At 65.5% G+C, this 21855-nt stretch carries 24 protein-coding genes, 2 tRNA genes and 1 pseudogene; 15 read left to right on the forward strand and 12 right to left on the reverse strand.

What is annotated here, in order from left to right:
• The coding region (locus tag EN780_RS07880) for an ATP-binding cassette domain-containing protein (protein WP_133372588.1) at nt 1-662 on the forward strand (662 nt) is incomplete at its 5' end.
• A 45-nt stretch (nt 663-707) separates the two neighbouring features.
• On the opposite strand, the gene EN780_RS07885 is transcribed toward EN780_RS07880, so the two are convergent.
• Complete coding sequence (locus EN780_RS07885) at nt 708-2429, reverse strand: BTAD domain-containing putative transcriptional regulator (protein ID WP_128273021.1); 1722 nt, start codon at nt 2427-2429, stop codon at nt 708-710.
• 148 nt (nt 2430-2577) lie between these two features.
• On the opposite strand from EN780_RS07885, the gene EN780_RS07890 reads away from it, so the two are divergent.
• The 6 genes from EN780_RS07890 (at nt 2578) to dapB (ending at nt 9162) form a co-directional block, all read left to right on the forward strand.
• Nucleotides 2578-3240 (forward strand): peroxiredoxin, encoded by a 663-nt coding sequence (locus EN780_RS07890; protein ID WP_128273023.1) that lies wholly within the window; start codon nt 2578-2580, stop codon nt 3238-3240.
• 85 nt (nt 3241-3325) lie between these two features.
• Nucleotides 3326-3754: a hypothetical protein gene (locus EN780_RS07895; protein ID WP_127285726.1), complete on the forward strand. Its 429-nt coding sequence runs from the start codon at nt 3326-3328 to the stop codon at nt 3752-3754.
• A 51-nt stretch (nt 3755-3805) separates the two neighbouring features.
• Nucleotides 3806-4948 carry an FAD/NAD(P)-binding oxidoreductase gene (locus EN780_RS07900; RefSeq protein ID WP_128273025.1) on the forward strand — a complete coding sequence of 381 codons (1143 nt, stop codon included), beginning with the start codon at nt 3806-3808 and terminating at the stop codon, nt 4946-4948.
• Nucleotides 4949-5310: 362 nt separating this feature from the next.
• The gene (locus EN780_RS07905) at nt 5311-7431 is read left to right on the forward strand and encodes a molybdopterin oxidoreductase family protein (protein ID WP_128273027.1); all 2121 of its coding nucleotides are present in this window, start codon (nt 5311-5313) and stop codon (nt 7429-7431) included.
• A gap of 90 nt (nt 7432-7521) precedes the next feature.
• Complete coding sequence (locus EN780_RS07910; protein WP_128273029.1) at nt 7522-8331, forward strand: agmatinase family protein; 810 nt, start codon at nt 7522-7524, stop codon at nt 8329-8331.
• A gap of 63 nt (nt 8332-8394) precedes the next feature.
• Complete coding sequence (dapB, locus tag EN780_RS07915; RefSeq protein ID WP_128273031.1) at nt 8395-9162, forward strand: 4-hydroxy-tetrahydrodipicolinate reductase; 768 nt, start codon at nt 8395-8397, stop codon at nt 9160-9162.
• A gap of 191 nt (nt 9163-9353) precedes the next feature.
• Here the strand turns inward: dapB and EN780_RS07920 are convergent, their stop codons facing one another.
• Genes EN780_RS07920 through purM form a run of 4 tightly spaced genes read right to left on the reverse strand, consistent with a single transcriptional unit; the run spans nt 9354 to nt 11854 of the window.
• Nucleotides 9354-9872, reverse strand: coding sequence for a histidine phosphatase family protein (locus EN780_RS07920; protein WP_128273033.1), 519 nt, complete (start codon nt 9870-9872; stop codon nt 9354-9356).
• Between the two features lie 27 nt (nt 9873-9899).
• On the reverse strand, nt 9900-10067 hold the full coding sequence (locus EN780_RS41325) for a type II toxin-antitoxin system RelE/ParE family toxin (RefSeq protein WP_128273053.1): 168 nt from the start codon (nt 10065-10067) through the stop codon (nt 9900-9902).
• Nucleotides 10068-10070: 3 nt separating this feature from the next.
• Entirely contained in the window at nt 10071-10778 is a 708-nt protein-coding gene (gene purN / locus EN780_RS07930) for a phosphoribosylglycinamide formyltransferase (protein ID WP_128273035.1), read from the reverse strand.
• A complete protein-coding gene (purM, locus tag EN780_RS07935; protein ID WP_128273037.1) occupies nt 10775-11854 on the reverse strand; it encodes a phosphoribosylformylglycinamidine cyclo-ligase in 1080 nt (359 codons plus the stop codon). Before purM ends, purN begins: the two co-directional genes overlap by 4 nt.
• A 415-nt stretch (nt 11855-12269) precedes the next feature.
• Between purM and EN780_RS07940 the strand changes: the two genes are divergently transcribed.
• The 5 genes from EN780_RS07940 to EN780_RS07960 all read left to right on the forward strand — a co-directional run bounded on the left by EN780_RS07940 (nt 12270) and on the right by EN780_RS07960 (nt 15475).
• Complete coding sequence (locus EN780_RS07940) at nt 12270-12827, forward strand: CDP-alcohol phosphatidyltransferase family protein (RefSeq protein WP_127285792.1); 558 nt, start codon at nt 12270-12272, stop codon at nt 12825-12827.
• Nucleotides 12799-14001 (forward strand): AI-2E family transporter, encoded by a 1203-nt coding sequence (locus tag EN780_RS07945; protein WP_128273039.1) that lies wholly within the window; start codon nt 12799-12801, stop codon nt 13999-14001. The genes EN780_RS07940 and EN780_RS07945 overlap by 29 nt, the downstream gene beginning before the upstream one ends.
• Before the next feature lie 6 nt (nt 14002-14007).
• On the forward strand, nt 14008-14712 hold the full coding sequence (hdaA, locus tag EN780_RS07950) for a DnaA regulatory inactivator HdaA (protein ID WP_128273041.1): 705 nt from the start codon (nt 14008-14010) through the stop codon (nt 14710-14712).
• 89 nt (nt 14713-14801) lie between these two features.
• Entirely contained in the window at nt 14802-15056 is a 255-nt protein-coding gene (locus EN780_RS07955; RefSeq protein WP_210215032.1) for an Arc family DNA-binding protein, read from the forward strand.
• Nucleotides 15053-15475, forward strand: a complete 423-nt coding sequence (locus EN780_RS07960; protein ID WP_128273045.1) for a type II toxin-antitoxin system VapC family toxin — start codon at nt 15053-15055, stop codon at nt 15473-15475. Before EN780_RS07955 ends, EN780_RS07960 begins: the two co-directional genes overlap by 4 nt.
• Nucleotides 15476-15761: 286 nt before the next feature.
• On the opposite strand, the gene EN780_RS07965 is transcribed toward EN780_RS07960, so the two are convergent.
• The 3 genes from EN780_RS07965 to EN780_RS41530 form a co-directional block, all read right to left on the reverse strand.
• A tRNA-Pro gene (locus EN780_RS07965) sits at nt 15762-15838 on the reverse strand.
• A gap of 169 nt (nt 15839-16007) precedes the next feature.
• On the reverse strand, nt 16008-17177 hold the full coding sequence (locus EN780_RS07970) for an NAD(P)/FAD-dependent oxidoreductase (protein WP_245499908.1): 1170 nt from the start codon (nt 17175-17177) through the stop codon (nt 16008-16010).
• A gap of 117 nt (nt 17178-17294) precedes the next feature.
• Complete coding sequence (locus EN780_RS41530) at nt 17295-18269, reverse strand: NAD(P)H-dependent oxidoreductase (protein WP_128273047.1); 975 nt, start codon at nt 18267-18269, stop codon at nt 17295-17297.
• A gap of 247 nt (nt 18270-18516) precedes the next feature.
• On the opposite strand from EN780_RS41530, the gene EN780_RS07980 reads away from it, so the two are divergent.
• Nucleotides 18517-18822, forward strand: coding sequence for an ETC complex I subunit (locus tag EN780_RS07980; protein ID WP_127285784.1), 306 nt, complete (start codon nt 18517-18519; stop codon nt 18820-18822).
• Nucleotides 18823-18880: 58 nt separating this feature from the next.
• Nucleotides 18881-18957 (forward strand) — tRNA-Arg (locus EN780_RS07985).
• A 54-nt stretch (nt 18958-19011) separates the two neighbouring features.
• On the opposite strand, the gene EN780_RS07990 is transcribed toward EN780_RS07985, so the two are convergent.
• The 3 genes from EN780_RS07990 to EN780_RS08000 all read right to left on the reverse strand — a co-directional run bounded on the left by EN780_RS07990 (nt 19012) and on the right by EN780_RS08000 (nt 20672).
• Nucleotides 19012-19323, reverse strand: coding sequence for a hypothetical protein (locus tag EN780_RS07990; protein WP_127285783.1), 312 nt, complete (start codon nt 19321-19323; stop codon nt 19012-19014).
• A 175-nt stretch (nt 19324-19498) separates the two neighbouring features.
• A complete protein-coding gene (locus EN780_RS07995; protein ID WP_128273049.1) occupies nt 19499-19852 on the reverse strand; it encodes a hypothetical protein in 354 nt (117 codons plus the stop codon).
• A 562-nt stretch (nt 19853-20414) separates the two neighbouring features.
• On the reverse strand, nt 20415-20672 hold the full coding sequence (locus EN780_RS08000) for a DUF982 domain-containing protein (protein ID WP_127311481.1): 258 nt from the start codon (nt 20670-20672) through the stop codon (nt 20415-20417).
• A gap of 437 nt (nt 20673-21109) precedes the next feature.
• Here EN780_RS08000 and EN780_RS08005 point away from each other — a divergent pair, with 437 nt between their 5' ends.
• Nucleotides 21110-21469 (forward strand): metalloregulator ArsR/SmtB family transcription factor, encoded by a 360-nt coding sequence (locus tag EN780_RS08005; protein ID WP_127287233.1) that lies wholly within the window; start codon nt 21110-21112, stop codon nt 21467-21469.
• Nucleotides 21470-21596: 127 nt separating this feature from the next.
• On the opposite strand, the pseudogene EN780_RS08010 reads toward EN780_RS08005, so the two are convergent.
• Nucleotides 21597-21855, reverse strand: a pseudogene (locus EN780_RS08010) (ABC transporter permease subunit); the annotation flags it as partial.

Below are 21855 nucleotides of genomic sequence, written 5' to 3' on the forward strand. Positions count from 1 at the left end.
AATCGAAGGTGCGTGCCCGCGTGGCCCAGTTCGGCCTCACCACCGAGAAGATGAACACCGCCGCCAAGGATCTCTCCGGCGGCGAGAAGGCGCGCCTTTTGATGGGCCTGTCGGCCTTCGACGGACCGAACCTGTTCATCCTCGACGAGCCGACCAACCACCTCGATATCGACAGCCGTGAATCGCTGATCCATGCGCTGAACGATTTCCCCGGCGCCGTGATCCTGATCTCGCACGACCGTCACCTGCTCGAGGCGACGGCCGATCGCCTGTGGCTGGTCAAGGACGGCGCGGTCAATCCCTATGACGGCGACCTCGAGGATTACAAGACGCTGGTCACCGGCGTTTCCTCCAATCGCCGCGAACAGAAGGAAGCCGACAAGGCCTCCAAGGCCGACCGTCGCCGCGAGGCGGCCCAGCGCCGTGCCGCGCTCGAACCGCTGGCGAAAGAAATCCGCGCCACCGAGGCACTGATGGACCGCATCCGCAAGCGCATCGACCTGATCGAGGACGAGCTCGCCAATCCGGCGATCTACGAAAAGGACCCCTCGACCGCGACACGCCTCGCCAAGGAACGCTCGCAACTCGCTCAGACGCTGGCGCAGAACGAGGACAAGTGGCTGACCATGTCGGCGGAATATGAGGAAGGGATCGCGGAGTAGGGATGAAAGCCTAATCTCCCCCCACAAGGGGGAGATTGGCAGCTTCTACCCCGCCAGCCTCACTTCAACCGCTTGCGCCCGCGCCAGGCAGCGCTCCTGGTCGCGCGGGCGGCCGAGTTCGGCGTAGCGCGCGGCCGCTTCGCGCAACAGCGCGGAGGCCTGGTCGCTTTCGCCGCGCGCCTGGCGGTGCACGCCGCGCGCTTCCCAGACGGCGGCGACCCACGGTCCGCCCTGCCACATGCCGGCCAGTCGCTCGGCCTCGTCGATGCGCCGGCTCGCCTGGTCGAGTTCCCCGGCCTCGGCCAGCGCGATCGAGGACGCGACGCGAAAGCCCATCGAGCAGGGCTGGCAGGTGCATTTTTCGGCCAGCCTGCGGTCGCCCTGCCGGATCGCCTCCATCGCCTGCGATTGCGTCGCCGCCGCCTCGACCGCCAGGGCCTGGAAGCGGATCAGCAGATGCGGGGCGAGCCATGTGGATTCGGCAAGGCGCAAGCCCTTCTGCAGGAGCCGGCCGGCGCGCCATTTCTGGCCGCGCGCCAGCGCGATTTCGCCGAGTCGATGCAGCGCCAGCGCCTCGCCGAAAGGGGCGCGCGCTGTAGCGCTGAGCTGGGCTGCGCTGGTCAACAGCTCCTCCGCCGCTGTGAGCCGCCCCGAGAACAGCTCGGCCTCGCCGAGGATCAGCGAGGCAAGCACGCGGCCGGGAACCGATCCGGCGGCCTCGGCGATGCCCAAAAGCTCGCGCGCCGCCTTGGCCATGTGTTCATGGCCGCCTGCCCGGTAGAGGCAGAATTCCGCCAGGCACAGATGCCCGTCGAAGACGTTGGAGGCAACGCTCGGCGCGCCACGAACCCAGTCGACGAATTCGGACTGGAAAAGCTCCTGCCATTGCCCCTGCATGTGCGCGGCGAGCCCGATCAGCGCGCTTGCCTCGCCGACCTCGCGCCCGAGCTCGGCGGCGATCGCCAGTGTGCGCGCCTCGGCGCCCTTCTGCCCGGCATCGCCGAAGTCGCCGCTGTTGAGCTGGATGATGCCCCAGGCCAAAAGCCCGCGCACCCGTTCGGCGATCCCGGTCGGCTGCGCGCCGCCGAGCGCCAGCGCCTTCTCGTAGATGGCGACCGTCGCCGCTTGCGGGCCGACGCCGAGATCGACGCGCAGGCTTTCGCGCAGCCGCTCGAATTGCCGCACGACCTCGCCGCGATTGCCGGCCTCGAGTGCCGCCTGCATCAGGGCCCGCGCGGCGCGCTCGTCGGCGGGATCGACCGCCAGCAAGCGTTCCCACAGACCGGCCGCCTCCAGCACGCGCACATAGAGCTCGCGCAGCCGTTGGCGCGGCTCTTCCGCCCATTCAGCGTAGCGGTCGTCCGGCAGCAGGTCGCCGGCGTAGCGCCGGGCCGCCCGTTCCGTGGCCCCGCGATCGTTTGCCTGCAGCGCCGCCGTCGCCTCGGCCTCGAACAAGGCAGCATCGACGGCGAGCTCAGCGCCCGGCGCCAGCGCCACGACTTCGCCGTCGAGCGCGATGATGTCATGCGCGCCGAGCGCGCGCCGGGTGAAGTGGACGGCCTTGCGCAGATTGGCGGCGGCGGCCTCCGGTTCGAGGTCGGGCCATAGTGCGTCCATTACCTGCTCGCGGTGCAGCCGATGGCGCCGGGCAAGCGCCAGCAATTTGACCAGCGTCACGCTGCTCGTGCGCCGCCACGCCGCCGCGGACGCCGCGCGTCCATCGATGGACACGCGGAATTGGCCAAGCAAATCCACCTCTACGTGCATTTTCGTCTCCCAAGGCCCCGGCCAACCATAGTCCGGCATCGATGCCGATTGGAAGGGCCGGCACAGGCAAGGCGCATTCGGGGAACGGTGAAGGAACGCCGGCCGGTCAGTATGGCCGCGTCAACCCATTCACAGAGGAGAACTCACCATGTCCATCCGCATCAACGACACCGCCCCGGATTTCGAAGCCGAGACGACGCAAGGCCAGATCAGCTTCCATTCCTGGCTCGGCGAGTCCTGGGGCGTCCTTTTCTCCCACCCCAAGGATTTCACGCCGATCTGCACCACGGAACTCGGCTACATGGCCAAGCTCAAGCCTGAATTCGACAAGCGCAACGTGAAGATCATCGGGCTCAGCGTCGATCCCGTCGACCGGCACCAGAGCTGGGCCATGGACATCGAGGAGACGCAAGGCCATGCGCCGAACTACCCGATGATCGGCGACCTGACGCTTGCGATCTCCAAGCTCTACGACATGCTGCCGGCGACTGTCGGCGACTCCTCGGAGGGCCGCACCGCGGCCGACAACCAGACTGTGCGCAACGTCTATGTCATCGGGCCGGACAAGAAGGTCAAGCTGCTGATCTCCTATCCGATGACCACCGGCCGGAACTTCGACGAGATCCTTCGCGTCATCGATTCCCTGCAGCTCACCGCGAAACACCGGGTCGCGACTCCGGTCAACTGGCGCCAGGGCGAGGACGTCGTCATCGCCGGCTCGGTGTCGAACGACGAGGCGGCCAAGATCTACCCGAACGGATGGAAGGCGCCCAAGCCCTACATCCGCATCGTCCCGCAGCCGCACGCCTGAGCCGCGGCCGCGTGAGCCGCGGCCGGGGAGCGGCGAGACCCTTTCCGGCCGCGCGCCCAAAGAACCATCGCAGGAGCAGACCGCCATGACCGTGCATTACGTGAAGCCCGCCATCGCCGTCTTCGACGCCACGCCGGAGCGGCTGTTCCAATATATGAGCGCCGGCAACCACCGGCATCTGGCCTTCAAGAGCCACCGGCTCGCCGGTGTGGCCGGCAATGTCGTCACCCTCGACGCCGAGGTCTATAATCCCGACGGAACCACCTTCGCCATGCAGGTCGAGCATACGCTCGATCCGCCGCGCGGCATCGAGACCAGGCTGACCGGCGGCGCCTTCGACGGCGCGCGATTCACCCACAGCTACACGCCGATGGGCGGCAGGACCAAGGTGGATCTGGAGGGCGATTTCCCGGCGCTGCCCGGCATGAGCGATGCCGACACGCTGAAGATGATCGACGGCTTCTTCGGCGTGATCTTCGCCGAGGACACCGCCACGTTGAGGCACTGGTCCTAGGGAAATTTGACTACGACGCGCGTCATTCCAAGCAACAAATGAGAGGGTAACATGAACACTTCCAGCAAGCCGCGCGTCCTCGTCCTTGGGGCGGGCTTTGGCGGCCTCGAACTCACCAGCCTGCTGTCCGAGACCTTCGGCGCCGGCATCGACGTCACCTTGATCGACAAGAGCGACGGCTTCGTCTTCGGCTTTTCCAAGCTCGACGTCATGTTCGGCCACAAGACGGCGGATCAGGTGCGCCTGCCTTACTCGAACTATGCCAAGCCCGGCGTGCGCCTGCTCAGGCAAACGGTCACCGCGATCGACCCCGAGCGGCGGCGCGTCACCACCGATGCCGGCGTCCACGAGGCCGATTTCCTCGTCGTGGCGCTCGGCGCCGATTACGATTTCGACGCCACGCCAGGGCTCGCCGGCGCCAACGAATTCTACACCGTCGCCGGCGCCGAGCGGCTGCGCGACGTGCTGCCCACCTTCACCAGGGGGAGGGCGCTGGTCGGGGTCTGCGGCGCGCCCTACAAATGCCCGCCGGCGCCCAGCGAATGCGCGCTGATGCTGCACGACTACCTGGTCAAGCGCGGCGTGCGCGAAGCCTGCGAGATCAATTTCGTGCTGCCGCTGCCGAGTCCGGTGCCGCCGTCGCCGGAAACTTCGCGCGCCCTCGTCTCCGCCTTCGTCGAGCGCAACATCGGCTTCATTCCAGGCCGCCGCGTCGCGTCGATCGACAATGCGCGCAAGGTCGCGATCCTTGACGACGGGGTGAAGATGCAGTTCGACCTGTTCCTCGGCGTGCCCAAGCATCGCGTGCCCGACGTGGTCATTGCCAGCGGCATGACCGAGAATGGCTGGATCACGGTCAACCCGAGGACGCTGGAGACCAATTACGCCGGCGTCTACGCCGTGGGCGACGGCGCCAACACCGGCACGCCGAAAGCCGGCGTCTTCGCCGAAGGCGCCGCGCGCGCCGTCGCCAGCGATCTGATCGTGAAGCTCTCCAACAGCGGCACGGCGAAGCAATATGATGGTTTCGGCACCTGCTATATCGAATTCGGCGGCGGCCGCATCGGCAAGGTCGAGGTGGATTTCTTCTCCGGTCCGAAACCGACAGGCACCTACCACGAAGCCTCGCTCGCGCTCAGGGCCGACAAGGAGCATTTCGGCTCCAGCCGCCGCGCGCGCTGGTTCGGGATGTGAGGGGGCGTTGCGCCAATCTCCGAGGTTGGCGATTGGCGAAACCCGCGGCGACAGTCAATCTCCCCCCAAGTGGGGGAGATGCCCGGTAGGGCAGAGGGGGGCGCTGTCCCGCCGGCCTCTCAGCCAAACAGCGAAGTCCCATAGTGTTTCGCTACCGAATGAACTCAGAGGTTGGCGATCCTTCACGCCCCCCTTTGTCCTGCCGGACATCTCCCCCACGAGGGGGGAGATTGGCTGTTTCAATGCCGCGCAAAAAAACCTACTCCCGCAACCTCACTGCGCAGCACATCTTGGCAGAACAGTGCCAACTCGCGCCCGATCTGGACCTACACGCCGAGCCTGAATCCCGCTAGACAACCCGCATGAACCAGCACGCCAAGCTCAGGATCGGCCATTCGGCCTGTCCGCACGACTGCCCGTCCACTTGCGCCCTCGAGGTCGAGCTGCTCGATAGTAACCGTGTCGGCCGCGTCTATGGCGCCAAGGCCAACAGCTACACGTCAGGCGTCATCTGCGCCAAGGTCGCCCGCTATGCCGACCGCGTCCACCACCCAGACCGCCTGCTGAAGCCACTGGTCAGGGCGGGCGCCAAGGGCGACGGCATCTGGAAGGAGTCCAGCTGGGAAGCGGCCTTCGACCTCGTTGCCGAGAAGTTCATCAAGGCCGAGGAGATGTACGGCTCGGAGACGGTCTGGCCCTATTACTATGCCGGCACGATGGGGCTGGTGCAGCGCGACGGCATCCACCGGCTGCGCCACGCGAAGAAGTACTCCGGCTTCTTCGGCTCGATCTGCACCAACCTCGCCTGGACCGGCTGGATGGTTGGAGCAGGCGCGCTGCGCGGTCCCGATCCGCGCGAGATGGCCAAGTCCGACTGCGTCGTGATCTGGGGCACCAATGCCGTGGTCACGCAGGTCAACGTCATGACCCACGCGATCAAGGCGCGTAAGGAACGCAAGGCCAAGATCGTCGTCATCGACGTCTATGAGAACGCGACGATGAAGCAGGCCGATCTCGGCCTGGTGCTCAAGCCCGGCACCGATGGCGCGCTGGCCTGCGCGGTCATGCATGTGCTGTTCCGGGACGGCTTCGCCGACCACGCCTATCTCGACAAGTACACCGACGATCCGCGCGGGCTGGAGCAGCACCTCCGCACCCGCACGCCGGACTGGGCGGCCGCGATCACCGGATTGAGCGTTGCCGAGATCGAGACCTTCGCGCATCTCGTCGGCACGACGAAGAAGACCTATTTCCGTCTCGGCTACGGCTTCTCGCGCCAGCGCAACGGCTCGGTCAACATGCACGCGGCGGCCTCGATCGCCGCGGTCACCGGCGCCTGGCAATATGAGGGCGGCGGCGCCTTCCATTCCAATTCAGGCATCTTCAAGCTGAACCAGGATCTTCTCGAAGGCACCGCGCTGCGCGACCCGAACGTGCGCCATCTCGACCATTCGCGCATCGGCCCGGTGCTGACAGGGGCCGCGGACGCGCTCTATGGCGGTCCGCCGGTGACGGCGCTGCTCATCCAGAACACCAATCCGGTCAATGTCGCGCCCGAGCAGCGGCTGGTGAAGCAGGGTTTTTTGCGCGACGACCTGTTCACCTGCGTGCACGAGCAGTTCATGACCGACACCGCCAGGCTCGCCGATGTCGTCCTGCCGGCGACGATGTTCCTCGAGCATGACGACATCTACAAGGGCGGCGGCAACCAGCACATCACGCTCGGCGCGAAGCTGATCGATCCGCCGGAGGGGCCGCGCACCAACCATTTTGTCATCGAGGAATTGGCGAAGCGGCTCGGCGTCTCCGACAGGCCGGGCTTCGGCCTGACCGAGAAGGAGCATATCGACATCATCCTCGGCAAGCGCGGGCTGGGCAGCTTCGACAGCCTGGGCGAACAGAAGTGGATCGACATGCAGCCGGATTTCGAGGCGGCGCATTTCATCGACGGCTTTGGCCATCCGGACGGAAAGTTCCGCTTCCGTCCCGACTGGTCCGGGCAGGCGGCGCCCAACCGGCCGCCGAGGAGCATGGGGCTGTTCGGACCGGTGGAACAGCTGCCGGAATTCCCCGACCATGTCGAACTGATCGAGGTGGCGGACGAAGCCCATCCGTTCCGGCTGACCACTTCGCCGGCGCGCACTTTCCTCAATTCGACCTTCGCCGAGACGCCCGTGTCGAAGGAAAAGGAGGGCAGGCCGGTGCTGCTGCTGCATCCCGACGATGCCGCCGAACTCGGGCTTGCCGATGGCAGCCGCGTCGAGGTCGGCAACCAGCGCGGCGAGCTGGTGCTGCACGCCAAGTTCTTCGACGGCATCCAGCGCGGCGTGGTGATCGCCGAGGGCATCTGGCCGAACAGCGCGCATGAACGCGGCGAGGGCATCAACGTGCTGACCGGCGCCGACGCGCCGGCGCCCTATGGCGGTGCCGCGCTGCACGACAACAAGGTATGGCTGCGCAAGCCGCAAGAGCTTGGCGTTTGATCCCGCGATCTGGCCCAAGCGCCTGCTGTCGCGGCCGCCAGCTCCCGCGTCTATAGAGACGCCCTGTCTGTTGCGACGAGGGAGGATGTCGTGAGCAAGATATCGCTTCTGGGCATTCCGCATGACGGGAATTCGTCCTGGCTGCGCGGTGCGGCCGAAGCGCCGCCGCTGATCCGGCGCGAACTCGCCAGCGATGCCTACAGTTCATGGTCGGAAACCGGCTTTGACCTCAGCGACCGCTTCATCGATCACGGCGACATCGATTTCACGCAGCCCGGCAATCCGTGGGAGCGGATCGAAAGCGAAGTCGGCCGCGCGCTGGATGCCGGCCATCCGCTGATCTCGCTCGGCGGCGACCATGCGATCTCCTGGCCGGTGCTGCGCGCGGTACGGCGCCGTCATCCCAGCCTGACGATCCTGCATATCGATGCCCATCCCGACATCTACCATGCCTATGGCGACAATCCGCGCTCGCACACCTCGCCCTTCGCGCGCATCATGGAGGAGCGGCTTGCCGACCGGCTGATCCAGATCGGCCTGCGCACCATCAACGACCACCACCGCGACCAGTTCAGGCGCTTCGATGTCGAGGTGGTGGAGATGCGGCATTTCAAGGAAGGGCTGCGGCTTGACCTCAAGACGCCCGTCTATGTCTCGATGGATATCGACGCTCTCGATCCGGCCTTCGCTCCCGGCATTTCCCATCGCGAACCAGGCGGCTTCACCACCCGCCAGGTGATCGGCCTGATCCAGGGAATAGACCAGCCGATCGTCGCCGCCGATGTCGTTGAATACAATGCGAGCCAGGATCTCTCGAACCAGACCGCTCTGGTCGCCGCCAAGCTGGTGAAGGAGATCGCCGGCATGATGCTGCAGACGAATGGCGCGACCGTTGGGTGAATCAATCTTGCAAGACGTTGTTCCAGCTGCTTGTTCCGACTCGTCTTTCCCATTGGAGCCGCAATGCCGAAGCCGCTCAGGATCGCCATAGCCGGCGCGCTCGGCCGCATGGGCCGGCAGATGGTGGAAAGCGTGGCGGCCGATCCACGCCTCGAACTCGCGGCCCGCTTCCACCGGTCCGGCTCCGCCGGCGAGGGGTTGGTCGAGCGTGACGAGGCGCTGGCGCTTGCCGACGTCATCGTCGATTTCACCACGCCGGCTGCGTCGGCTGAACTTGCCGCGGCTTGCGCCGTGCGTGGCGGCCCGGCGCTGGTGATCGGCTCGACCGGCTTCGACGCCACTGAGCTTGCCGCCATTGCCGCCGCCGCGAAGACGGTCGCCATCGTGCGTTCCGGCAGTTACTCGCTTGGCCTCAACGTGCTGACCGGGCTGGTCGAGCAGGCGGCGCGCGCGCTCGGCCCCGACGACTGCGACATCGAGATATTCGAGGCGCACCATCGCGCGAAGGTGGATGCGCCATCGGGCACGGCGCTGATGCTGGGCGAGGCGGCCGCACAGGGGCGGGGCATTGCGCTGGAAGACGTCGCGCGACGCGACCGCGACGGTGTCACCGGTCCGTGTCCGCCCGGCGAGATCGGCTTCGCGGTGACGCGCGGCGGCAGCATCGTCGGCGAGCACAGCGTCAGCTTCCTCGCCGACGGCGAGGTGCTGACGCTGTCGCATTCGGCGGGCGATCGCTCGATGTTCGCCCGCGGCGCCATCGCCGCTGCACTCTGGGTCGCCGGACAGCCGCCCGGCGAATACGACATGCGCGACGTGTTGCGGCGTTGAAACTGCCCCAGTCGAGGGATTGGCCGTCATCGACGATTTTCGCCAAGATTGTTCCCCGAGGCGGCGGGCTTGTCCCGCCGCTTCGCCTTTGCGCAAGCCTGAATCAAATCGGCAAGGTTCGGCGCTATCGCTTTGGTCGGATTTTGTCTTTGGGCTCCGCGCGCGCAAGGGTCGCGCTGCCGTGGAGGCCGCTAGCTCAGCTCCTTCGGCCTGATGCAATGCGTCAGCCGCGCGCCACCGAAGCCGAGATCCGCCCAGTCTCCATCGAGGACAAAACGGGCCAGTGCCGCCGTCGGGAATTTTTCCTCGAGCTTCCTCAGCGCCTGGGCATCTGACCTCGAACTGGCGAGCCGGCGCGCGAACTCCTCCAGCCCGGGATTGTGGCCGAGCAGCAAAAGGCTTGCCGCGCTGACCTTGCGCACCACGGCCAACACATCCTCTGCCGCGGCCTCGTAGAGCGCATCGGTGAATTCCGCCGGCACGTTTCGTGGCAGTTCGGCCGCGACCAGCCGCCATGTGTCGCGCGTGCGCAGCGCGGCAGACACCAGCGCCAGATCCGGCAACCAGCCGCGCCGGGAAAGCTCCCGTCCCATCAGCGGCGCCGTCTTCAGTCCGCGCGAGCTGAGCGGCCGGTCGAAATCGGCAAGCTTGGCATCGTCCCAGCTCGACTTGGCGTGGCGCAGGACGAGGAGTTGTCTTGCGTTCGCCATATCACCATTCCCTGTCGCCACTGCCTTTCAAAATAACGTCGAGACGTCGCGTGCGCCATGCACGATACGCACGATCTCAATCCGTTCCTTGGCGAGGCGATAGAGTATGAGATAGTTGCCGACGTTCAGCGCTCCGGTTTCGGCACCAACGTCAGGTCGTCCCGGTCCGGACTCGGAAATGCTATCAGCCTCAATCCCTTACGGCGTGATCCGCGCCAACTGCTCGAGATCGCTTTCCTCGCGCAGCGGGTCGGGCGCCATTACCACGGAGGTCCCGTTGTCGGCATCGTCGGCGAAATGGGCGAGCACGGTGTGGCCCTTCTCCATGCGCGCCTTGCCTTCGGCGACGAGACCGAGCGCCAGCGGGTAGAGCCGGTGCTCGGCCTTGAGCACGCGGGCGGCGAGCGTATCCTCATTGTCGCCGACCATCACCGGCACAGCGGCCTGCGCGATGATCGGGCCGTCATCCATGTCGAGCGTCACGAAATGCACCGAGCAGCCATGGATGCGAACGCCGGCGCGCAGGGCGCGGGCATGCGTATCCAGGCCCTTGAAGGCAGGCAAAAGGGCAGGGTGGATGTTGACCATCCGCCCCAGCCATTTCTCGACGAAGCGGCCGCCCAGGATGCGCATGTAGCCGGCCAGCGCGACGATTTCGGCGCCGAAGCCGGCAAGGGCGGCATCGATCGCGCCGTCATGCGCTTCCTTGCTGCCATAGTCCGAGCGCTGGATCACCTTGGTGGCGATGCCGCGCGCGGCCGCGATGGCGAGGCCGGCGGCGTTCGCCCGGTCGGAGATGACGCCGACGATCTCTGCCGGATAGGCCGGGTCGCTCGCCGCCGCGATCAGCGCCGTCATGTTGGAGCCGCGCCCGGAGATCAGAACGACGGTGCGTTTCCTGCTCATAGGCCGATCGACCCCCGGTAGATGACGCCGGCGTCGCGGCGTGGCACGATGCGGCCGATCGGCGTCACCGTCTCGCCGGCCTCCTGCAGCACAGCAGCCACTTGTGCCGCCTGGCCGGAGGCCACGGCGAGGATCATGCCGATGCCGCAATTGAAGGTGCGCATCATCTCTTCCGGGGCCACGCCGCCGGTCTTGGCCAGCCACGCGAACACCGGCGGCACTTCGATGGCATTGAGGTCGAGCTCGGCGGAAAAGTCCTTCGGCAGCACGCGCGGAATGTTCTCGGGGAAGCCGCCGCCGGTGATGTGGGCCAGCGCCTTGATGCCATGCGTATTGCGGATCGCCTTCAGGATCGACTTCACATAGATGCGCGTCGGCTCGAGCAGTGCTTCGGCAAGCGTCGCCTCGTCGTTGAACGGTGCCGGGTCGCTCCAAGCGAGGCCGCTGGCGGCAACGATGCGGCGAACCAGCGAAAAGCCGTTGGAATGCAGGCCGGACGAGGCGAGGCCGAGCAGCACGTCGCCCTCGACGATGTCGTCGGTGGGCAGCAGCTGGCCGCGCTCGGCTGCGCCCACGGCGAAGCCGGCGAGGTCGTAATCCTTGCCGTGATACATGCCGGGCATCTCGGCCGTCTCGCCGCCGATCAGCGCGCAGCCGGCCTGCCGGCAGCCTTGCGCAATGCCGCCGACGATCGCCGCCCCCTGGTCGGGGTCGAGCTTGCCGGTGGCGAAATAGTCGAGGAAGAACAGCGGCTCGGCGCCCTGCACGACGATGTCGTTGACGCACATGGCAACGAGGTCGATTCCGATTGTGTCGTGTTTGCCGGCATCGATGGCGATCTTGAGCTTGGTGCCCACACCGTCATTGGCGGCGACCAGCACCGGATCGGTGAAGCCGGCGGCCTTGAGGTCGAACAGCCCGCCGAAGCCGCCGATCTCGCCATCGGCGCCCGGCCGGCGCGTGGCGCGCACCAGCGGCTTGATCTTCTCCACCATCAGGTTGCCAGCATCGATATCGACACCCGCCTCGGCATAGGTGAGCCCGTTCTTGCGCTTGGCTGTGTCGCGCTTGGTCATATCCGGCTCGTCGCTGTTTCCCTTGCGGGCTCTTCGCATGAATGGTTTCGGGGAGCAAGGATGACGGCCTTGTCAGCCGACAAAACCGTGGACAGCGATGGTCGCAACAGCATTGGCGATTGGCGAAGTCCGAGGCGACAGCTGATCTCCCCCTTGCGGAGATGTCCGGCAGGACAGAGGGGTGTGGAGGATCGCGACCTTCGAACGATCAGTTGATGCCCGTTGAGCAATGGCCGATACGTCGGCGGGACAGCACCCCCCTCTGCCTTGCCAGGCATCTCCCCCGCAAGGGGGGAGATCGATCGTCATCGCCGCTTTCGCCAATCGCCCGTGTGGAAGAACGAGGCGCTCGGTCCTTGCGTCTACCTCCCATCTCCATCATCTATCTCCCGACAAGCCACGACGGGGCAGACGTTTGACCATCCCCAACATGATTACGATCATGCGCCTGGTTCTCGTGCCCGCCGTGGTGCTGGCCATGCTGCAGGCGCGCTGGGACTGGGCTTTTGCCGGCTTCCTCGTTGCCGGCATCTCCGATGGCGTGGACGGCTTCATCGCTCGCCGCTTCAACCAGTTTTCGAAACTCGGCGCCTATCTCGACCCGATGGCTGACAAGCTGCTGCTGGTCTCGGCGTTCGTGGTCATGGGCTTCATCGGCGAGTTGCCGCTGTGGCTGGTCGTCACCATGGTCTCGCGCGACGCGCTGATCGTCTGCGCCGTGCTTCTGTCGACGGTGATGGCACATCCGGTCGAGATGAAACCGCTCCTGATATCCAAGGCCAACACCGCCATCCAGATCATCCTGGCGGCGGTGGTGCTTGGCGAATTGGCTATTTCGATCCACTTCGACCCGCTGAGGCCGGCGCTCATATTGCTGTCCGGGGTCTTGACCGTGGCTTCGGCCGCGGCCTATCTCGTGACCTGGTTGAGGCATATGAGCGGCTATGGCGAAGGCTCCAAACCGGACTCCTGACCAAGGATCCATCGCGGCGGCCGCCGAGGCAGCGGCGGCCGGCGAAGCCGCGTCCTCGGCGTTCCGCCGCCAGATATTCTTCTGGCTGGGCACCGCCGTCCTGCTCGCCCTGTTCCTCTACGTCTTCTCCAGCATCCTTCTGCCCTTCGTCGCCGGCATGGTGCTCGCCTATTTCCTCGATCCGGTTGCAGACCGGCTGCAGCGCCTCGGCCTCTCCCGGCTGATGGCGACGGTGGTCATCCTGATCGCCTTCATCGTCGTGCTTGTGCTCGCCTTCGTCATCCTGGTGCCGGTGCTGGCGACGCAAATGGCCGATTTCGCCGGCAAGCTGCCGGAATATCTCACCCGCCTGCAGGCATTGATCACCAGCTTCGACCCGAAATGGCTGGAGCAGAGATTTGGCGTCAACGCCAACAGCTTGCGCGACGGGCTGAACTCGCTGCTCACTTCCGGCTTTGGCCTGCTCACCACCGTCTTCACGTCGATCTGGAGCTCCGGCGTGGCGCTGGTCTCGGTGATCAGCCTGTTCGTGGTGACGCCGGTCGTCGCCTTCTACATGTTGCTCGACTGGGACCGCATGGTGGCCGAGGTCGACAGCTGGGTGCCGCGCGACTATGTCGAAACGGTGCGAACGATCGCCCGCGACATCAACACCGCGACCGCCGGCTTCGTGCGCGGTCAGGGCACGCTCTGCCTGGTGCTCGGCGCCATGTACGCCACGGGCCTGACTTTGGCCGGCCTCAACTTCGCGATCCTCATCGGCCTCTTCGCCGGGCTGATCTCCTTCATCCCCTATGTCGGCTCGCTGACCGGGCTGGTGCTCGCGGTCGGCGTCGCTTTTGTCCAGTTCTGGCCGGACTGGGTGATGATCGCTGCGGTGGCCTGCGTGTTTTTCGTCGGCCAGTTCATCGAGGGCAACATCCTGCAGCCGAGACTGGTGGGCAAAAGCGTCGGCCTGCATCCGGTCTGGCTGATGTTCGCGCTGTTCGCCTTCGGCGCGCTGTTCGGCTTTGTCGGCCTGCTGATCGCGGTGCCGGCTTCGGCGGCGGTCGCCGTGCTGGTGCGCTTCGCCATTGCCCGCTATCTCGAATCGCCGCTCTACAAGGGTCACGCGACCGAGCCCATACCGCCGCTGCCGGCCAACCGCCGCCGGGCCGCCAAGCCGCGCGGCTGACACGCCATGGCCTCTGACAGAACCGATCCGCCGCGCCAGTTGCCGCTCGATCTCGGCCACGGCACCGGCTACTCGCGCGACGAGCTCGTGGTGTCTTCGACCAACGCCCAGGCGGTGGCGCTGGTCGACCGGTGGCCCGACTGGCCGTCGCCGGTCGTGGTGCTGGCCGGGCCGGCCGGCTCCGGCAAGACGCATCTGGCCTCGATCTGGCTGGCCCGCGCCGGCGCGCTAAGGGTCGATGCCGGACGCATCGAACAGTGCATCGCCGATCTTGGCGAGATGCCCGTCCTCATCGACGACATCGACAAGCACCCCGTCCACGAGACTGGCCTGTTCCACCTCATCAACGCCGTCCGTGGCGCCGGCTCCACTCTGCTGCTGACGGCCAGGCGCTTTCCCTCGGCCTGGGGTGTCGCGCTGCCCGACCTCATCTCGCGGCTGAAGGCTGCAGCGACCGTCGAGATCCACGAACCCGACGATCTGCTGCTCGCCGGCGTCATCACAAAGCTTTTCGCCGACCGCCAGGTCGAGGTCGAGCCGCATGTCGTGCAATATCTGGTCAGGCGCATCGAGCGCTCGCTGGCCACCGCCATGCGCGTGGTGGAACGCCTCGACCGCGCAGCGCTGGAGCGCAAGACGCCGATCACCAGGGCGCTCGCCGCCGAAACCGTCAGCGCCATGGACGAAGGGCAGGGCGAGTTCGAGATTTAGGCCTTGTCCGGTAGCCAGCAGGTGACGTCAGAGCCAGTGACATCAGAGACATCTGGTGATATGATGTCAATGACATCGGGATGATATCAATGCCATCTGTGACGATCAGAAATATTCCGGAAGAAACCCACCGCGCTCTGCGCGTGCAGGCCGCCGTCCACGGCCGAAGCACGGAAGCGGAGATTCGAGCCATACTCGAAAACGCCGTGCGGCCGGAAGGGCGTGTGAAGCTGGGCACTTTGTTGTCCGACATCGCTCGCCGCGCCGGGGTAAAAGGCGAGGATGTAGATGCCTTGGAGCAGGTCCGCGCTAAAAGCCCGGCCGAGCCTCTGAGATTCGAATGATCGTCCTGGACACCAATGTCGTTTCGGAGGTGATGAGGCCACAGCCCCATCCGGCGGTTCTGGCATGGCTGGACGATCAGGCTGCTGAAACATTGTATATTTCCAGCGTGACTCTCGCTGAGGTGCTGTTCGGCATCGAGGTGATGGCTGCGGGGCGCCGCAAGAATGCCCTGGCTGAGGCCTTTGCTGGCATACGCGCGGTGTTCGAACAGCGCGTTCTGCCATTCGATGCGCAGGCAGCGCGGCAGTATCCCGGCCTTGCCGCAAAGGCCAGAGCCGCTGGCAAGGGGTTTCCTATACCCGACGGCTACATAGCGGCTATCGCCGCCGCCAAAGGCTTCCGCGTCGCTTCACGTGACGTGCCGGCCTTTCACGCGGCGGGCATACCCGTCGTCAATCCATGGGAAAGCGCCACTTAACTGTCCCATTTCGGGACAAGATCGCCGGCATCCATCTTGCAACATCCAGTTTGCCGGCTGATCCCGGCCCCGATCGCGTTCCAGATCGGGTTGTGGGCTCGCCGGGTGTAAGGCGGTTGGGGTTCTCGCCCGGCGAGCTTGCCTTCCAGAGATATCGTCTGCATCGTCATATATGGATCATTACGTGGTCCATCGGGGCAGCCGATAGAGGTATCTGTGACGGACGCCAAGGGCACCCCGTGCGCGCACTCGCCGGAGCTCGGGTGTTCAGGGACGGGGAGAAAAATGGTCGGAGTGGAGAGATTCGAACTCCCGACCCTCTGGTCCCAAACCAGATGCGCTACCAGGCTGCGCTACACTCCGAGGCCCTGCGGCGTATAAGGTTCCAGACCCGCGAAGGCAACCCACGAAACGAGAAAAACGAAAGCGCTGTATCGTTCATCGGGCACGAAGTGCTGACGAATGACGAAAGCTGGCTGCAGTCGACGAGGGAGAACTTCGCCGCCTTCATGCAGAAATGAGCGATTTGCGCTCAGCGTCGTCGCCTGGCGATCTCACGGGCGATCGCGGCGCCCTGGATGCGGGAATTGGCAAAGCAGCCGCGGATGCTCGGCCGCATGCCGGTGAACCAAAGGCCCGGCAATCTCGGGTCGCTGTCGGCGCCGTTGAACAGCGGCACGCCCTTGGCGTCGAGCACGCCGAGCGAGCCCACCATCGGCTCCAGCCCGGTGCGGTAGCCGGTTGCGGCGATGACGATGTCGGGGGTGATCGTCTGGCCGTTGTCGAGGATGACGCCGTCGCGGGTGAATTCCCTGATCTGCGGAACCACGATGACACGGCCGGCCTTGATGGCATCGACGGCGCCGTCATCGGAGGCGATCGCGGTGTAGTCGGAGCCCAGTCGGCTGGCGCCGCCCACGCGTGACGACGGAAGGCCGAATTTGCGCAGGTCACCGAAGACGAGGCGTTGGGTCAGCGCCATCGCCCAGTCGGCCAGCCTCACGGGCAGCCGCGCCATGAAAGGCGAAAAACGGTGCACTGCGATCTGGCCGATGCGCTTGGGCAAGAGCGAGGGGCCGTTGCGGGCGGCAAGCCACATCTGTCCGGTCTTGACGCCGGAAAGGTGATTGAGCGCGTCGAAGCCCGAATTGCCGGCGCCCACCACCAGTACCGTCTTGTCCTCATAGTCCTTCGCCGCGCCGAAATCGGCCGAATGGACGATGCGCCCGGCAAAGTCCTTCATGCCTTTCCAGGCGGGAATGAACGGATGCCGGTCGCGACCTGTAGCGATCACGACATGGCGCGCAAGCCGCGGCCCGGCGGTTGTCCTGACCGTCCAGTGATCGCCGTTGAAGGTCACTTCCTCGACGACGACGCCGAATTCGACCGGCAGCCCGTGCGTCTCGGCGAATTCGTTGAGATGGCTGATCACCGTGGTGCGGTGCGGAAAGGCGGGCGTGCCGGCGGGGTAGGCGACGCCGGGCAGGGAAGAAAGATCGCGATGGGTGTTGAGGTGCAGGTTTTCGTGCCGACGGTGCCAGGGTTCGGCCAGCCGGCTCTCCCGCTCCAGCACCTGCGTTGCCACGCCGGCCTCGATGAGCGCCAGGGCGACGCTGAGCCCGGCCGCGCCGGCGCCGATCACGATCGCGCCGTCGAAGGTTTCCGGTCGGCCGGCCTGAGCCTGCAAGGTTTCCGCGTCCATGTCCTTGTTTATCGCCGTCATCACCCTGTCTGGCACGGCGTTGTATCCGACATATGCCGCTTGCAGCGCAATGGGAAGATGCCGCGGTTGCAAAGCCGCCGGCGTTATGTCGCGGTGCTATACGGCCTTCGCCGGGTCGGCATGGCGGTGGACGAGCCTGAACGCGCCGTCCTCGAAGCGGAACACCTCGGTCACCCGCAAGGTCATCGCCGTGGTCTCGCCATTCTTGCCCATGCGCGCCTCTGCGTGCTGCAGGCCGGTCCAGAATGCCAGACCGCCGCTTGCCGAGGATTGCAGCACCTCGAGATCGGTGCTGCCGCCTTCATGGAAGCTGCGCGCGTCGCGCTCGTAACGGCTCGCGACGGCGTTGGCACCCTGGAGATGATCGCCCCGCGGCGAGAAGAAAGTCGCCGGCTCCGCGTGCGTGACGATCGCCTCGAGCGATTTCGCGTCGCCGTTGACATAGTCTTCGGCGATCTTCTCACGCTGCCGCATGAACGCTTCGAAGGAGGCATCGTCTGGCCGGATGGTTCGGATCCAGTCCTCCAGGGCGCTCATGAATTTCTCCAGGTATCCAGCGGTTTCGCTGCTCTTCACCCCGCCCTTGTCGTCCAGCAGGTCGGCGACGGTGCTGATATAGGCTTCCGGCTGCTGCATCACCGGCATGTCGAGAAAGACGAAGGTCTGGCGCAGCGCATGGTTGGCGCCAAACGCTCCAAGCTTGTTCGGGGTGACGCTGACGACCCCGGCCGGCAGGCCTTTGAACACGCTCTTGCCTGACGGGCGCGAGCCCACATCCAGCGCGTTCTTCAGGCAGCCGGGGATCGAGCGGTTGTATTCCGGCGTGACGAAGAGCACCGCATCGGCGCTGCGGATTTCCGCGCGGAATGTCGACCATGCGCGCGGCGGATCTTCGCCCTCGAGGTCCTCGTTGTAGAGCGGCAGGTCGCCGATCTCGATGAAGCGGCAGCGCATCGAGTCTGGCGCGCGGGCGGCCAGTGCCCTGGCGATCTTGCGGCTGTAGGACTGGGCGCGAAGGCTGCCGACGATGACGGCGAGCTGGATTGCGCGGGTTTGGGCTGCATTGTTCATGATGCGTGTCCGGGCTGTTGGAACGGCTGCGTTTGCCTAGGTGCCGGCGCGGGGCGCCGGCGGCGGAATTCGTCCCGCTCGCGAGACAGGTCGCCTGATGTTTTGGATAATGCCCAGGCCTCGGCGAGGTTCCGACGCGCCGGCTGACGCCCCCGCCCGGCGGCCGTTGGCCTTGCCGTCGGCGCCGTTGCACAGTAATGACAGGCGAAAGGTGGCGCTGCCGCCGGCCCGCAACAACGAGGTGGACATGTCCGCGCGCATTTTCAGCCCAGCCAAAACCGCGATGCAGTCAGGCAAGGCCAAGACCGGTCACTGGGTTCTGGAATTCGATCCCGCGCAGCGCAAGAAGATCGACCCGCTGATGGGCTACACCACCTCGGGCGACATGCTGAGCCAGGTCAGGCTGACCTTCGACACCAGGGAAGAAGCGGTGGCCTATGCCGAAAAGGAGGGCCTCGCCTACCGCGTCGAGGAGCCGAAGGAGACCAAGCGCCGGCAGATTTCCTACGCGGAGAATTTCCGCTATGACCGCAGGACGCCCTGGACGCACTGACCGGCAAGCCGGGCGGCGCGCCCGGCCGAGAAGCAGAAAGCCGGCATCGCCGGCCAGCGGTCCCGTAGCTCAGCTGGATAGAGCACCGGCCTTCTAAGCCGATGGTCGCAGGTTCGAATCCTGCCGGGATCGCCAATATCTCCGATTTTGTTGACTTTTTGGCGGGGCTGGCGAGGCTGAAGCGCCGGCCTAAGTGCGTGCGGCGCCGTTCCCCAGGCCGGCGAACTGCTGTGCCGGCCGGCGACCGATCGGCGCTTCGCGCCGGTCATGTCCGCGCCCCACTTCGATGATCCCGACCAGCGCGCGAACGAACTCGACCATGTCGTTTGCGGTGATGGCTGCCTCGTCCGGACTTTGCCCAATATGCTCGGCCGCCTTGCAACAAGACAGGCGGATGAGATCGTAGTGCAGATCCCTCTCGTCATCCGGCAAAGCCGCTAGTCTCATGGCCCGGCGATGAATCAACCGCAGCAATTGTTCCAGAGCTGTTTCGACACTCATGCGTTTGCTCCGCATTGGTCGAACGTCCCGGCGCTCGAGGGCGCACGTTGCAACGTCGATGAGGAGGGCATTGCCCTTCCTCCACGCGCAAAGGCTGCATGACAGCCGTTAACATATCGTTTCCTGCTAATATGATGCGCGGCAGGGCCACGCGACGAGCGCGATCCAGGCGGACCTAGAGCCAGCGCCCGCGGCGGGGATCGTCCGCACCGGTAAGGATGAGACCAAGCATCAGGCCGATCGTGCCGCCGAGAACGAAGGCGGTCGAGACCGTGCCCGGATTTTCCTGGACCACTCCGGAAACCGATTGCGCTCTGCTGCGAAGTGCCTGAGCGGTCCGGCTGGCACGATCAGCCGCGCTGTCGTACCAGCCATTGGCCTCCTCCACAGCCTCTTCGGCGCGCTCGGACAATGTTCGATTGATCTTGTTGATCTCGCGCTTCAACTGCGCGACCTGCTTTTCGAGTGCCTCCTGAGCCTCGCGTTGGGTCATTTTGGGCGTCGAGGATTGGTCGTCTGTTTCGGCCATTGGTTTTCTCCTTCGCGTCGGTCAACGGCCGGCGTCGGAATATGGTTCCCGCCGTCAAGAGTTCCACCACCGTGAAAGTCTCGATCGGACCGGGTCGGACCAAAGCCTGATCGCCGAGCGCATTGGGCCGCGACCGGCAACCAATTTCGCGGTCGCGAGTTGGTGAGCGGCTGCGGCAAGGCCTGTCGTAGTCACCGGATGTCCGTAAGTTCTTCTTGACATAGCGGGCGCCGATTGGCATCGCCACCAGCGGCAAGCGGTGTGGCGTATTCGAATAGCGAGACGAATGTGACCTCTAGCCCAAGCAGACTGAACCTGCATGACGAAGCAGGCCGACCCGCAAACGACAACCATACTGCCCCCCGAGTTTTTTCGATCCTCGATCTCATCTCAACCGACGATGATGAGGTCGCGAACCGTGTCAGACGCGCGGAGCGCTTCGCTATAGCCGTGCTGATCGCGATGGCTGTCTGCCTGATCGCAGGCCCGATAGTCTATGCGACCCTGATGTTCGGGATCTGAAGCCCGAACGGATGGAACTGTCCATCCCGCCCGGGCACCATCATTCCGACGCGTGCTCCACCAGCACATGCGCCTCGCGCGCGGCGCCGATGAACGCGTCCCGGGCGGCGTCGGCCGGAACCTCGCCGCTCATCGCCCTGCGGCAGGCGCGCAGCGCCGAGCCGTGCAGCGCGCTGCCGGCGTCGCGCCACTGACCCGCCAGCAGCTCGGCCGCCTGCTGCGCGCTCGAAATGTGCCTGATCGCGCCCGCGACGCCCACCGAAACCGTGACCGGCCTCGAAAACCAACCCTGGGTCATGTTGGAACCCTCACTGCCTTCAACCATCCAAAACGCGGGAACGGCCGCGAGGTTTCATTGCCCTTCTCAACAGCCCGTGAGGTCGCCATTGCCGATGCATCCGGCCCTTGCTTCACCGTCTCGGAGCGGTGAGGGCGCTGCGACCACACGCAAAAAATCGTTATATTGTTGCTGAAAGAGCGCCGTGCTGGTACTTCTTGGCGGCGCGGGTTCGGAAGTTTGCGAATCTGCGCCGGCTTGCGCCGCTTTCCAAGGCGCGTGGGTCGTCCCGGCCATGATCCCGAATGGTGGCAACCGATTCTTCGAGAAGGATCATGGTCAAACAAGAAGCAGAGCTCCGTTCCGATACCGTCGGGATGGTTCGCTCAGGTAACGCTCTGGATGTCTGATGCCATTGCCCCCGTGGCTTCGGAAGAGCACGAAGTATGGGGAAATCGATGGTCTCGAAGGAACTCACTTCCAACGCCGAAACCGCGGCCGCATTTCTGACCGTGATGGGCAACGGGAAGCGGCTTATGATCATGAACTATCTGGCTGCGGGCGAACTCTCGGTCGGCACTCTCGCCGAGAAGGTCGACCTCAGCCAGTCTGCCCTGTCGCAGCATCTTGCTAAGCTGCGCAGGTTTGGCCTGGTCGAAACCCGCCGCGACCGGCAGATGGTCTATTACTCCTGCAAGTCGGCCGCGGCGCGCGAGCTGCTCGCCTTGCTGGATGGTCTGCTGGCGACCGAGCGACCGCTCGCCGGCCAGCACCGGCAGTACGTGGCCGAAAGGCAGCGCCGGCCGCAGGCGGCCTGAGCACGCACGCCTGGCGCTCCCGCCGCGCCCGGCAGCCTGTCGATCCCGTGACAGGGCACCGGCCTTCCAGGCCGGTGCCGATGTCGTGTCTGCCTTTCGCCCTGTTTCCGTGAAACGGTGAACCGCTCTACGGCGCTGCGCGTCTGGTCACCATGCTCCTCACCGCAAGCACCAGCACGGTGATGATGATCAGGATCACCGAGAGCGCGGCGATCGCCGGATCGATGTTGTCGCGCAGCCCCATCCACATCAGGCGAGGCAGCGTGATGGCGTTGACCGAGGTGATGAACAGCGTCACGCCGATCTCCTCCCAGGACAGCACGAAGGAGAGCAGCGCGGCGGTGACGATGCCGAACTTGATGTTGGGCATGATGATACGCGTCGCG

It is taken from the genome of Mesorhizobium sp. M4B.F.Ca.ET.089.01.1.1, from assembly GCF_004022605.1.
GTDB classification, from domain to species: domain Bacteria; phylum Pseudomonadota; class Alphaproteobacteria; order Rhizobiales; family Rhizobiaceae; genus Mesorhizobium; species Mesorhizobium abyssinicae.

Coding starts and splice junctions, on each gene's coding strand:
- hdaA (WP_128273041.1), top strand. CDS start 14,008: ATGGCCTCTGACAGAACCGATCCGCCGCGCCAGTTGCCGCTCGATCTC.
- EN780_RS07995 (WP_128273049.1), bottom strand. CDS start 19,852: ATGGCCGAAACAGACGACCAATCCTCGACGCCCAAAATGACCCAACGC.
- EN780_RS07900 (WP_128273025.1), top strand. CDS start 3,806: ATGAACACTTCCAGCAAGCCGCGCGTCCTCGTCCTTGGGGCGGGCTTT.
- EN780_RS07970 (WP_245499908.1), bottom strand. CDS start 17,177: ATGGACGCGGAAACCTTGCAGGCTCAGGCCGGCCGACCGGAAACCTTC.
- EN780_RS07990 (WP_127285783.1), bottom strand. CDS start 19,323: ATGAGTGTCGAAACAGCTCTGGAACAATTGCTGCGGTTGATTCATCGC.
- EN780_RS07890 (WP_128273023.1), top strand. CDS start 2,578: ATGTCCATCCGCATCAACGACACCGCCCCGGATTTCGAAGCCGAGACG.
- EN780_RS07960 (WP_128273045.1), top strand. CDS start 15,053: ATGATCGTCCTGGACACCAATGTCGTTTCGGAGGTGATGAGGCCACAG.
- purM (WP_128273037.1), bottom strand. CDS start 11,854: ATGACCAAGCGCGACACAGCCAAGCGCAAGAACGGGCTCACCTATGCC.
- EN780_RS07920 (WP_128273033.1), bottom strand. CDS start 9,872: ATGGCGAACGCAAGACAACTCCTCGTCCTGCGCCACGCCAAGTCGAGC.
- EN780_RS41530 (WP_128273047.1), bottom strand. CDS start 18,269: ATGAACAATGCAGCCCAAACCCGCGCAATCCAGCTCGCCGTCATCGTC.
- EN780_RS07885 (WP_128273021.1), bottom strand. CDS start 2,429: ATGCACGTAGAGGTGGATTTGCTTGGCCAATTCCGCGTGTCCATCGAT.
- EN780_RS07980 (WP_127285784.1), top strand. CDS start 18,517: ATGTCCGCGCGCATTTTCAGCCCAGCCAAAACCGCGATGCAGTCAGGC.
- EN780_RS08005 (WP_127287233.1), top strand. CDS start 21,110: ATGGTCTCGAAGGAACTCACTTCCAACGCCGAAACCGCGGCCGCATTT.
- EN780_RS07895 (WP_127285726.1), top strand. CDS start 3,326: ATGACCGTGCATTACGTGAAGCCCGCCATCGCCGTCTTCGACGCCACG.
- purN (WP_128273035.1), bottom strand. CDS start 10,778: ATGAGCAGGAAACGCACCGTCGTTCTGATCTCCGGGCGCGGCTCCAAC.
- EN780_RS07955 (WP_210215032.1), top strand. CDS start 14,802: ATGCCATCTGTGACGATCAGAAATATTCCGGAAGAAACCCACCGCGCT.
- EN780_RS07905 (WP_128273027.1), top strand. CDS start 5,311: ATGAACCAGCACGCCAAGCTCAGGATCGGCCATTCGGCCTGTCCGCAC.
- EN780_RS08000 (WP_127311481.1), bottom strand. CDS start 20,672: ATGACCCAGGGTTGGTTTTCGAGGCCGGTCACGGTTTCGGTGGGCGTC.
- dapB (WP_128273031.1), top strand. CDS start 8,395: ATGCCGAAGCCGCTCAGGATCGCCATAGCCGGCGCGCTCGGCCGCATG.
- EN780_RS07945 (WP_128273039.1), top strand. CDS start 12,799: ATGGCGAAGGCTCCAAACCGGACTCCTGACCAAGGATCCATCGCGGCG.